The organism is Streptomyces typhae (assembly GCF_009755605.1).
GTDB lineage: Bacteria > Actinomycetota > Actinomycetes > Streptomycetales > Streptomycetaceae > Streptomyces > Streptomyces typhae.
Genome location: NZ_WPNZ01000002.1, coordinates 243,068 through 254,486, shown reverse-complemented (window position 1 = coordinate 254,486; position 11,419 = coordinate 243,068). Strand labels below are relative to the sequence as shown.

The following is an 11,419-nucleotide window of genomic DNA, read 5'->3' as shown; positions in this document are numbered from 1 at the left end:
TGTGCGCAGGTCATCCGTCAAGGCCTGCACCGTCAGCACGATCCACGCGATCACGGCGCCCAGCACGATGGCACCGACCACCGCGAACACGTCGCCGCGGCGCCACCGCCGCTCCTCCGCCCGGATCTGCCCGCGCGTCATGACCCCGACCCTCGCGTCAGCAGGATGATGACCGGCAGCAGGATCCCGACCAGCGGCACGACCACGGCGCCGATCAGCCACCGACGCGTCGCCACGATCCGTTCAGCGTCCTTCTCCCGCAGCGTCTCCAGCGTCGTCACCCGCGAGGCCAGCGCCTCATGCCGCAGGTCGTACACCTCTTGGCTGACCTTGGTGTCGATGCGGTGGCCGAGCTGCTGGATGTCGTCGCGCACGTCGGCGAGGCGGTCCTCGAACCTCCGGACCACCTCACCGAGTGTCGGCTCGTCAGCCACCGCTCACCCCCTCCGTCAGGCGCGCGCTTCGAGGGGGCTCTTCTGCTCGATCGCAAGAGCAGGCACGGGCGCCGTCACCTCGCGATGCAGCAGCAGAGCCACCACGCCCTCGATACCCGACATCCACAGGGCCTGTGTCTCGGCGGACATGTCCAAGCCGAACGCCAGGAACAGGGCGAGGAGGCCCTGCGCGAGGTTCACGATCGACGCGCCGGCGGCCCCGGTCTTCAGGACGATCGCTGTGCCCACCGCTACGGCGAGGGACAGCACGGCCATGATGGTGCCCTGCTCCTCCGCCGACAGGTCGAGGCCGTACGCCGCGCCCAACTTCAGCCCGATCGCGACGACCGCGAGGATGTACACCGGCTCTCTGCCGAAGATCCGCATGAGACTCTCCTTCGTGAAGGGCTACGCGCCAACCGCGAAGCCGTACTTGGCGCCGAGCCGCCGCAGCGACTCCGCCCCCGGTATCCCGTCGGCGCCCGCGCCGGAGTAGCCGCAGCGCTTCTGCCACTTCGCGTACGCCGTCACCGTCGCCGTCCCCCAATGCCCGTCGACGCGCGGCTTCGCGAGCAACCCCGCGTCGACCAGCGCGGCCTCCACGGTGCGCACGCCCTTGTACGACACCGGCGTCCCGCTCTTCTTCGGGTCCGTCTTCGCCGCCTTGATCAGCTTCGACAGCGACACCGACGGCCGCGACGGCGCCGGAAGCGACGGCCCCGGCGCCGCACCACCCAGACGATGCGCGATCCGATCCCGCATGTACGCCATGCCGAACCCCCGCGGATCCACCTTGCCCGGCTGCCACTCCAGATGCCCGACCACCGACCGCGCCGACCAGCCGTGATGACGGCATATCGCCGCCGCCACCTTCTCGATCGCCATAAGCTGCGCGGCCGGCCACGGGTCCTCGCCGTCGCCCCAGTTCTCGCACTCGAACCCGTAGAAGTGCCGGTTCCCGTCGACGCTGGCCTCGTTGTCGGCGGGCAGCGGCCGCTCGTCGATGACCGCCCGGAGCACGTCGTCGTCACCCAGGCCCGCGTGGTTCGCGCGGCCGTACCCGACCAGGTGGACCCGGCCGTCCTTCGTGATGACGCCGTGGCACAGCGGGCCCGGCAGCGCGGAGTGCCCGCGGCGGCAGATGTCGACGGTGGCGGCCGAGCCCTGGGTGACGGTGTGGTGGATCATCACGCCGTGGACCGGGCCCCAGGGGCCCTTCGTGTTGCGGTTGTGGTGCTCCCAGTCGCCGACCTCGACGACGGTGACGCCCTCGGCTCTGAGCGCTCGGGCGAAGGCGGAAGCGGACATCGGAGTGGCCATCAGGCCTCCTTGGTCGTGCAGGTGGGGAACATCCGCGGCAGGGTCATGGCGAGACCACCGTCCACCGCTCCTCGTACGCGGCTGCGGTCCCGTACCAGACCAGCGATCTGTTCGCGTCCCGCACCAGCCAGCCACCGGGCTGGATCCGCTTGCGCGTGCCCTCGCCGTCCTGGAGGACGAGGGTGGTCTCGGACTCGCTGAGCACCGTGTACGTGCCGTCGAGCCAGGCGAGGAGATCGATGCTGTTGGAGCCGTCGTACTGCGTGGCTTCGCAGCGAGGGGTGACGTAGGGCATGAGAGGTCTCCTCAGGCGATCCGCTGGTACGAGAGCCAGCTGTCGGTGTAGAGCGTGGTCGCGGTGGCGCTGGACGTGTTCTGCGCCCACTGGAGCGCGATGGACCCGGCGGTCGAGCCCACGCGAAAGAGCCCGGATACCGGGGTGTAGTGGATGGAATCGCTGGTGCCGTATCCAGTCCGGAAGCTCGCGATGTCGTTGGTCTCGGTGCGGATCGAGTAGCCCGCGGTCCCGGTAGCGCTGGTGCTAGAGCCAGGCATCATCCACGCCCACTCGCCCAGGCACCCCGTCGGCGTCGAAAAGAAGATCTTGATGTCCGGGGTCGGGTCGGCGAAGTACTTGATCCAGCCGGTCATCGTGTAGACCGCGGACGCCTCCACCGAGACGACCAGGTGCGTGTCGGTGGCGAGCGTCGTCGTTGCCGACCGGGACTCGTCCGCGGTCTTCCGCACGGTCATCGGCTGCATCGACCGCAGCAGCGACGCAGTCAGCCGCTGACCGGCCAGCGGTGTCGGATACGCCTCAGGCACAGCACGGCTCCTTACAGGGCGAGGATGGTCGGGGAAGCGAGGCGCACATCAGCGCCTGCGGCGTGGGCCTTGGCGACTTCGTTGACGGAGCGGGTCACGGTGAAGACCTGCGGGCCGAGCTGCGCGAAGCTGTCGTACGACACCGTCACCGGCAGCGTGTTCGAGTTCGTCGTCGACAAGATCGACCGCATACCGACCGACCCGGGCCCCGTCAGAGACGAGTCCGTGGTGGAGACCAGCCACGCCGACGGCTCGGCGGTGTCCGTCTGCCACACCTTCGCGGACAGGGTGCGGCCGACGATCTGTAGACGAGCAGTGAACTGGCGGCCCGCGGCGTGCGTCAGATCCGTGGAGGCAGTCGCCAGGAGCGTCTCCGTCCCGCTGACGCGTTTCCGCAGGGTGAGCGTGATCGACTGATCGGTGTTGAACGCCACCCTGGCCAAGTAGCAGTTGTCCGTATCCGTGAACCGGCCGGCGAGCGCCAGGAAGTGAGAGCCTCCGGTGGCGAGGACGTCCGTCGCCATGTCCACGGTGATGTCGCAGTCCGCCTGCCCGTAGGCAATCGTCGCCCAGCGGCTGACGTTGACGCTGCCCAGGTCGATCTTCGCTTCGCCGTCGAACGCGGAGATGACCGCGGCGGCGTAGGCGTAGAACGCATCCGTCCGCTGACCCGAATCGCGCATCGTCCGGGAGGTGTCGCCGCCCGGGAAAAAGTCCATGCGCTGCTGGCGGGACATCTCCAACTGCACGCCCGCACTGCTGGCGTTCAGGTTGCAGATGTTCGCCGGATCAGACCCGCTGATCTCCTGCGGCGCAGTGACCACCGTGAACCCCGCCGCGGTGAGCGCGTCGGAGACCCGGTCACGGCGAACGGTGTCCAGGCCGCCAAGCGCGGTGGCGGCCACGCCGTCGGTGCCCTGGTAGCCGTGGAAGGACAGGGTCCTTATGGACGCGGCGACCAGCGCCTGGCACGTGGGCTCGTCGAAGTTGGTGCTGGTGATGTGGAGGTCGGTGTTACCGCTGGCCTTGATCCCGGCGAACTCATAGTGATCCATCAGACCGGCGCCCACGTACCGGGCCATCTCGCCCGACCCGGCCTCGATGCCGCCCCCGTGGATCGCGATCGACGTCCACGTCGCCCCGGTGACGTCCACCGTGCGCCGCTCATAGCTCACACCCTCGGTCTCCGCCGCCGCCAGCGCCGCGTAGTTCGCATAGACGTCGCCCATGTCAGACGCCCTCCACGTAGTAGTCCGACGCCGACCCGCCCGTGGTGGTCCACGTCTGGCCGGACTCAGCCGTCCCCCACCCGCTGGTCTGCGTCCGGTCGAAGCCGTCCTGCACGACGAACTGGACCTCCGTGACCGTCATGACCTCGCCGCCCACCCGGATGTCCCACGGCGCCTCCGCCGGGTCCGTCGTCCACAGCGTCGACTCGCCCGCCGACGGCGCCACCGTCAGAGCCGTCGCCGAAGAGGACACCGCAGCAGTCAGCTCGGAGCCCGGCGTGTCGAGCCGGGCGTCCGGCGAGTCGAGGACACCCACCGTGTACGGGGACGCTGGGGCGCAGGTGAACACGAGCCGGTGCTGGAAGTGCGAGATGGTCTCCTCGACGCCGAGGATGAGCTGGTCGATGGCCTGCGGCGGCAGCCATGCGGGCGGGTTCTGGATCTGCACGCGGTCGCCCTGCCGCAGCGCGAGCGCGGCCTGCCGTAGCGCCGGGTTCGCGACGAACGAGGGGTGCGCGAGGTTCACGCTGATCTGCGGGTGCCGGGCCTCGTCCACCGTGCCGAGGTGCACCCGCCACGCCGCCTGATCCCGCAGCACGACCGTGTCCGTGCTGCTCAGATTCAGTGTGACGTCCGTGCCGTACGCACCCACACCCGCCGGTGGCAGCGCCGTCGATAGGGCGCCCTCGGTCTCCTCGTACGTGGCACTCATGCCGTTGACCGTGATCGTGACCTTGTTCTGGACCCGCTGGTCATCCTCCACCGGCACAGGTACCGCAGCCAGGTTGTAGGCCGCGTAGTCCAGCACCAGCGCCGGGTCCTGGCCATACAGCGACCCCCGCGTCCGATACCCCAGCCCGAGCACCGCAGTGCTCTCGTAGAGCATCCCGCCGTCCGCCTCAACGCACTCCCGGACCAGCGTCAACGGATTCGACCGGCCCTGCGCGCCCATCGCCACCGTGTCGTCGAGGTCGCCGATCCAGTCGACCGGGATCGCCTCCTCCCCGCACAGCCGCAGCACCCTGAGGCCGGCGCGCTCGCCGATCGGGTTGAGGCGCACGCCGAGCGCGTTCGTGGCCGTGACCGCGGTCTCCACCGTCACGTGCCCGATCGCCACCCCGGGCAGGTACTGCGTGCCCCCCAGCCCCACCACCGACCGGCTCGCCGGACCGAACTGGATGCGGGTCACCCGGCTGACCTGCGTCAGGAAGGCGGTGTCGGTCGCGCTGTACGTCACACCGCTGTTCACGTCCGTCAGCCGGACCGCCCGGGTCAGGCTCGTGCCGTTCTCGGAGAACTCGATCGAGACGTAGAGCTGACGCCCACGGACGTCCACCGTGTGCGGCAACGCGACGCCCAGCTCAGAGCCGACCGAGTCGTGCTGAGACAGGGTGAGGCTCTTGGTGTCCGTCGTGTAGTACAGCTCCCAGAACTGCGCGGAGCCGGGACTGTAGTCGAACTGGTCGATCGCGCAGAGCACTTTCCCGTTGGACAGCCCGTCAGCAGGAATCGAGGCAAGGAAGCGGACCTGGGTCGCAGTCGGATCGTCGTACCGCGCGACGCCACCCGACAGCGTGGCCAGCGACAAGTCCGGCAGGGGGTCGCTGGCCTTGATCCCGTCGTACGCGGCCAGGGCCAGCGTCCCCGACCAGCGCATCGGCGACCCCGATACGAGCGCCGACGCCAGCTGGGTGGACTCGGCCGGATCCTCGCACGGCCAGTACGCCACCACCTGCGGCAGCAGAGGATCCGTGATCGCCTGGTAGATCACTGACCGCTCCGGCGCCGGACCCTGCGCGAGACGCCGGATAATGCCGCTCACCTCGACGTCGGTCCACACATCGTTGCCGCTGGTGTCCCAGCCCTGCGCCCAGTCGGAGACCTCGCCCCACAGCCGGTACGACTTGCCGCCCATCCCGTCCGGAACCGAGATCCGCATCGGCGTGTTACGGCCGATCAGCCCGAAGTACGGGCCGGACGGATTCCGGGGCGAGAAGCGCCCGTCCGTGTTCTTCAGCTGGAGCTGCGCCGTGGCGTGCTCCGTCTGCGAGCCCTCGTCCCGCATCCCCCGCGTGATCCGGATCGAGCCGCTGTCGTCACGGACCATCGTGTACGAGGTGATGTCCACCCACGCGCCGCTGATCCACAGCTCCACCGTCACCGGCGCCCCGGTCGACGCCTCTCCGGACGCGCCGAGGGGACCGGCCGCGGCGCCCATCCGCCGCTGCCAGCCCATCACCCGCGCTGCGAGACCTCCGGGCATCGGCTACTCGTCCCAGCAGACCCAGCAGCGGAGATCGACCGCGGTCGTCGCCGTGGTCGCCCGCACCCGCAGGAACTTCGAGACGGCGACGATGGGCCGCTCGTCCGGCATCCACTGGTACGTGTACGTCAGCGGCGACTCGCCCGTCGCCGAGCTCAGCGCCACCACATCGAAAACCCTGGACGCCGTGACGGTGCCCTCGGCGGTCGCCGTGTAGCCCGTCGCGCTCGTGCCCAGCGACATGAGGCTGGCCGGTGCGTTCGGGTCCAGCGGCTGCACACCCGACGCCACGTGCGCCGTGACCGTCGCCGCGACGTCCACCTGGAGCAGCTCGACGACCCCGTCGGCGCCGGGGGGATCGTCGACGGTGAACCCCCACGAGATCAACTGGATCTGACGCGTGCTGGGGGTGGCGAGTTGGAGCATCGTCTTGATCGACGTGCCCGTCGTCACCGACGCCTGCGCGGCGCTGGTGGGGGCTGGCCCGTTCCATGTGCGGTACCTGTGAATCTGGATCACTTCCTCATGCCGGTCGCCCCGCAAGGACGAGCTGGACGTCACGGCCGCGCGTCTTGATGGCGCGGCGCAGGATCTTCAACAGGAACTCGTCGACGTCACTGCCACTCGACCGAAGCTCCAGAACGATCGGCTCCCGAGGCCCGCCCGACGCGGCGGCAGCCAGCCGCCTGGAGTCCGGGCCGGACCGCACCCGCGAGCCGACCGGCAGATCCAGGAGCTCGGGCTCGTGTTCACCCACCCACGTCAGGCCGCTGCGGATACCACCCGACGCCGCAGCGCCGATGATGCCGCCGGCCGCCTTCCGGCCGCGGAGGCCGCGCGCGATCGTCTTCTCCAGCGCCCTGGCCAGCTTGGCCATGGCCTTCTCCAGCTTGTCCTGGCTCTTCTGGAGGCCCTTGACCAGCTTCTCCTGCGCCTTGATCGCCGCCCCGTAGAAGGCGTCCGCAGCCGTCTTTCCGGAGCTCAGCGCGGACTTCGCGATCTGAGCCTGCAACGAGTTCATCGACTTGATCTCGGAGCTCGACGCCCGCATCAGCGCGCCCGCCGTCTCCAGCCCGCCGCCGTCGATGCCCGCCTCCGCGATCTGCCGGAGCAGCCCCTTGTCGAGCCCGCGCTTCTTCAGCGTCGACAGGGCCCCCGAGAACGCGGTCGCCTTGTCCCGCGAGTCGATGAGACCGCTCATGACGGACCGCACGGTGACCGGCTTGCCCTCACCCTGCCCACGGAGGATGCTCGCCGCCGACAGGACGTTCGACCGCACCGACTCCTGGAGCTGCGAGGCGCTGCTCCGCAGGTCGCCGAGCTTGTCCTTGGCCTTGTCCAGGGCCGTGTTGACCTTGCTGAGGGACTTCTCGTTCCTGATCAGGCTCTTGCCCGTCGAGTCCAGCGCGCGCAGCAGACGCCGCTCGGTGCCCCCGCTGGTCGCGCGCTTGATGTTGCCGCGCGCCTGATTCAGCGAGGAGACCAGAGACCCCAGATCAGACGGCGCCCCCAATGCCTTCTCGAACGGATCCCGCTGATACCCCGCCTTCCGCCCGAAATGGGAGATCCCGAACTGATCCCACAGCGTGTTCCGCGCCTCCCGCTGCACCCGCGCAGCCTCGCGGGCCCGCTCCGCCCGCTGCGCCTTCGTCAGGCCCCCCTTCTTCAGCCCGGGGATCAGCAGCCGACCGTCGTTCAGGGCATCAAGGAAGCGGACGCCGTACTTCTTCACGGCTCGCGCCTGCACGACGTACTCGCTGTCGGACACCCGCGCCGTCGCCCCCGACGGGAACATGCCCAGAATGCTGTCCGACGTCGAGGTACCAGGGCCCTGGATCGGCCCCCCGTTGGGGAACGCCTGTACCGCGCCCCCGCTGGCGAACCGCTTCTGCGGCAAGGTACTGGCCAGACCGCCGGAGGCACCGAACGCACGCATGCCACCCAGGAGCGCGGCCCCCACCGCCGGGTTCTTGCGGTACACCACGTTGATGAAGGAGGTACCCAGCACCCGGCCAACCAGCCCGCTGACCGCAGCCCTGAACGCTCCCGTGTTGGCACCGATGGAGATCGTCTTGTTCTTCAGCCCGTCCCGCGCCCGCCGGACCGCTCCGATGCTGGAATGCGCTGCGCCTGTCTTCGCCGTGACCCGGAACGAGCCATCGGGCATCCGCCGGACCTTCAAGCCCAAGGACTGCAACAGCGCGACTGCGTCCTTGGTCAGTGCCTTGACGGTGACGCTCTTGGCCTTCGGGGTCCGTTTCATCGCCGCGATCACGGAGTTCAGTCCCGTCACCGCGTCCTCGGTACGCATCTCCAGCCGCGTCGACTTCTTGCTGGGGATCTTCATGATCTGCCCGGCCAACTGCCGCGCCTGCGCGGCGGTCAAGCCCATCGCCTGCGCCTGCTTGAGGAACTCCCCGCGGCCCCGGGCGTAGATCCCGTTGACCGTCTCCCACGACGCCCCCGACTGCCGCGCCTGCGCCGCAGCCTCATCCGTCTTCGCGGCCAAGTCGTTCAGCGCCGACGCCGCGTCCCGGGCCTTCTCGCTGTTGAGATTGAGCTTCCCGCCCGACATCGACAGCGCCCCGGCGTTGGACTGCGCCGCCTTGGCGGCCGCGTCGATCGCTGCCTCGAAGCCGATCATCCCGCCCAGGCCCTGGCGCTGCGCGTCGTTCAGGGCCTGCAAGGACTGCCGTAGCCCATCAGCGGAGCGCTTCTGCGCATCCAGCGAGGCCTGCGCCTTCTGTGCTTGCGCCCCGAACAGACCCATCGACTGCGCGGCGAGCTCCTGCTCGAACCGCTGATCCGCGAGGGCGCTCTTGTACCCGTCGAGCTTGTCCTTGAGGTCCCCGACATCCCCGCCGCCCTTGCGGTAGGCCCGCTTCAACGCCTCGAAGGCCTGCGCCGCCTGTTCGGCTTTGCCGCCCTTCACGAGCCCGGCGAGGGCGTCATCGATCGCGGCGAGATTCTGCTTGGCCTCCTTGACCGGCGTCGAGTCCGCCATGCCCAGCGAGAAGATCTTGACGAGGCCCTGCTGAACCTTGTCGACCGTCGCCGGGTCCGACACCGACCGGATCTTGTCGTACAGCCCGCCGAGGTCGTCCCCGAAGACGCGGGCCGCCTCGCCGCCGATCTTCCCGGACTGTCCCAGCCTGCCCAAGCTCGTGGTCAGCCGCTCGACGTTCGGCGGCGCCTCGCGCCCCATACTCGACAACTTGTGCACCGCCACGGCGACCGCCGCGATACCCGCCACCACGACCGACGCCTTCGCCGTCGCCCCCAGCGCCATGAACGCCGCCCGCAGCCCCGCCAACCCGCCGCCCGCAGCGGCCGACGCTGTCCCCAGCGCCGTCACCCGCGTCGCCAGCCCACCAGCAGCCGCACTCGTAGCCGCGATGCCCGCACCCGCCAGCGTGATCAACTTGAACGCCGCGTACACCTGCATCAGCGTGCCGATCACCTCAGGCGGCACCGCCGCCACCAACTGCGCCAGCGCGTTCACTACCGCCAGCAGCCCCGGCCCCGCCTCCGCCGCGCCCGCAGCGAGATTCCCGGCCGCCTGCGCCACGCTCGACAACAGCTCCCGCACCGCAGGGCCGTTCTCGCGCGCGTACGCGAAGAACTGCCCGACAGCCCCCTCACCGCCGCCCCCTTCCGACAGGACACGGGCGAAGTGGATCGCGTCGTCGGTGGCCTCCCGCAACGAGGAGTTCGCGAAGGCCGAGACTTTGTCCATCAGCGCGTCGAACGCCGAGGTGTTCACCGCGCCGCCCGCGACCGACATCAGCCGGTCCAACTCCGTCGACGCCCCACGCACCATCGGCGTCAGCTTCGGCACGACCTGGCCCATGACCGCGAAGCTCTTCTCGACCGGCGCCATCGTGAACCGGGCCATGTCGTCCGACCATGCCTTCGTCTCCTCCCGCAGCAGCTGGTAGCCGACCGCTGCGCGCTGCGTCTCCTTCGGCATCGTCCGCAGCGTCTGCGCGACAGCCTGCTGCGCCTCCATCGCCTGCTTGGACTGCCGCCCGTACTGGGTGACCGCGTCGTTGTACTTGTCCTGCGCCGCGGAGACGTCCTGGAGGTTGGAGATCTGCGGCTTCAACGCCGCCCCGAACGCGACCAGCGCCAGCCCTGCGGCGCCGGTCTTCGCGGCGACTGGCGCCATCGCCGCCGCCACCGGTACCGCGGCCGGCGCCAGCGACAGCATCGACGCCTTCACATCGACCAGCGCCTGGGAGATGCCCGACGAAGACCTGCGGATTCCGCCCGCCGCTGTCGCGAACCGGCCGTCCAGCGTGCGGATCTGCCCGTGGATGTCCCGGAACCCGGCCGCGGTCTGGTTGTTGACCCGCACGGTGATCGTGACGTCGTCAGACATCGTCTACCTCCCCTCCACGCTCGTCGCGCCCTCCGAGTTCTTCGAGCGCCAGCAGGCGCAAGAGGTCGGAGTCCTCCTCGTACAGCTGGCTGGGCAGGCACCTGAAGCGGGTGCACAGGTCCAGGACCCAGCGCGCGTGCTTCAGCTCGCGAGGCTCGGTGACAGTGCTTCCATCGGGACGGACTCCACCAGGGACGGCTCGCCAGAGGGCGAGCTCTCCGCCAAAGGGTCACCGTCGTGCACCCCCGCCAGAGCATCCATCCAGGCGTTGGCCAGCGCGAGGATCAGATCGTGGTCCTGTTCCTGCACAGCCCCGGGCGTTGCCGGGATGGCCGTGCCGTCCTCGTCTTCGAGGTTCCAGGTGACGAGGTGCTCCCCGAACCGGTCGATCAGCCCGGCTACGGTCTCGCCGTCGCCGCCGTCGTAGCCGGTGAACTTCAGGTACTGGCCGATGTTCATCCCGCGCAGTTGCACCTCCAGGCCGTACAGGTCGTGGCCCGGCTCGAACTGGAGGGTGATCGTCTTACGCTTTGCCTTGTAGCCCATGTGGCTCTCCCCTCAGGCCCAAGTCGGCACAGTGCCGTCGGCGAGAGCGCCGGGCGCGGACCAGGTGAGTTCGCCGGAGTCGGCCCGGGTGATCTGGTAGTCGGAGAACAGCAGCTCACCGGCGAGCGTGACCCCGTTGACGGTGTTCGTGCAGGTCCGCGCCACGCTCGTGGACGGCACCGTCTTGAACACGTCGTGCTGCCGGTTGCTGGACGGGTTGAACACGCCGTTGTACGTCACGGACATGTCGGCGAGGAGCAGCAGTCGCTCATTCGCGGACTTGTCGACGCCGGTGGTGTCCTGCACGCCGCGCGGCGTGGCCATCTGCCAGTTCGTGATGTCGTTGCGGATGTCGCGCGCGGTACCGCCCGCGTCGTCGACCGAGAGTGTGGTCTGGCCCAACCCGCTGGACTTCGCCATG

At 69.5% G+C, this 11,419-nt stretch carries 11 protein-coding genes; all 11 read right to left on the bottom strand.

The genetic code is table 11. From position 1 onward, the window contains the following. Positions 1-137 precede the first annotated feature (137 nt). The 11 genes from GPA10_RS05315 to GPA10_RS05265 all read right to left on the bottom strand — a co-directional run bounded on the left by GPA10_RS05315 (position 138) and on the right by GPA10_RS05265 (position 11,418). Entirely contained in the window at positions 138-434 is a 297-nt protein-coding gene (locus GPA10_RS05315) for a hypothetical protein (RefSeq protein WP_058847385.1), read from the bottom strand. 15 nt (positions 435-449) lie between these two features. Further along, positions 450-821 (bottom strand): hypothetical protein, encoded by a 372-nt coding sequence (locus tag GPA10_RS05310; protein ID WP_157164461.1) that lies wholly within the window; start codon positions 819-821, stop codon positions 450-452. Between the two features lie 21 nt (positions 822-842). Then, complete coding sequence (locus tag GPA10_RS05305) at positions 843-1,754, bottom strand: N-acetylmuramoyl-L-alanine amidase (protein WP_157164460.1); 912 nt, start codon at positions 1,752-1,754, stop codon at positions 843-845. A gap of 43 nt (positions 1,755-1,797) precedes the next feature. After that, complete coding sequence (locus tag GPA10_RS05300) at positions 1,798-2,049, bottom strand: hypothetical protein (RefSeq protein ID WP_157164459.1); 252 nt, start codon at positions 2,047-2,049, stop codon at positions 1,798-1,800. Between the two features lie 11 nt (positions 2,050-2,060). Beyond that, positions 2,061-2,579 (bottom strand): hypothetical protein, encoded by a 519-nt coding sequence (locus GPA10_RS05295; RefSeq protein ID WP_157164458.1) that lies wholly within the window; start codon positions 2,577-2,579, stop codon positions 2,061-2,063. An 11-nt stretch (positions 2,580-2,590) separates the two neighbouring features. Then, a complete protein-coding gene (locus GPA10_RS05290) occupies positions 2,591-3,808 on the bottom strand; it encodes a poly-gamma-glutamate hydrolase family protein (protein ID WP_157164457.1) in 1,218 nt (405 codons plus the stop codon). Between the two features lies 1 nt (position 3,809). Then, complete coding sequence (locus GPA10_RS05285) at positions 3,810-6,071, bottom strand: hypothetical protein (RefSeq protein ID WP_157164456.1); 2,262 nt, start codon at positions 6,069-6,071, stop codon at positions 3,810-3,812. A gap of 3 nt (positions 6,072-6,074) precedes the next feature. Next, positions 6,075-6,524, bottom strand: coding sequence for a hypothetical protein (locus GPA10_RS05280; protein WP_343040349.1), 450 nt, complete (start codon positions 6,522-6,524; stop codon positions 6,075-6,077). A 70-nt stretch (positions 6,525-6,594) separates the two neighbouring features. Then, a complete protein-coding gene (locus GPA10_RS05275; protein WP_157164455.1) occupies positions 6,595-10,452 on the bottom strand; it encodes a phage tail protein in 3,858 nt (1,285 codons plus the stop codon). A 141-nt stretch (positions 10,453-10,593) separates the two neighbouring features. Further along, positions 10,594-10,998, bottom strand: coding sequence for a hypothetical protein (locus GPA10_RS05270; protein WP_157164454.1), 405 nt, complete (start codon positions 10,996-10,998; stop codon positions 10,594-10,596). A gap of 12 nt (positions 10,999-11,010) precedes the next feature. Further along, a complete protein-coding gene (locus tag GPA10_RS05265; protein WP_246258775.1) occupies positions 11,011-11,418 on the bottom strand; it encodes a hypothetical protein in 408 nt (135 codons plus the stop codon). Between the last annotated feature and the right edge of the window lies 1 nt (position 11,419).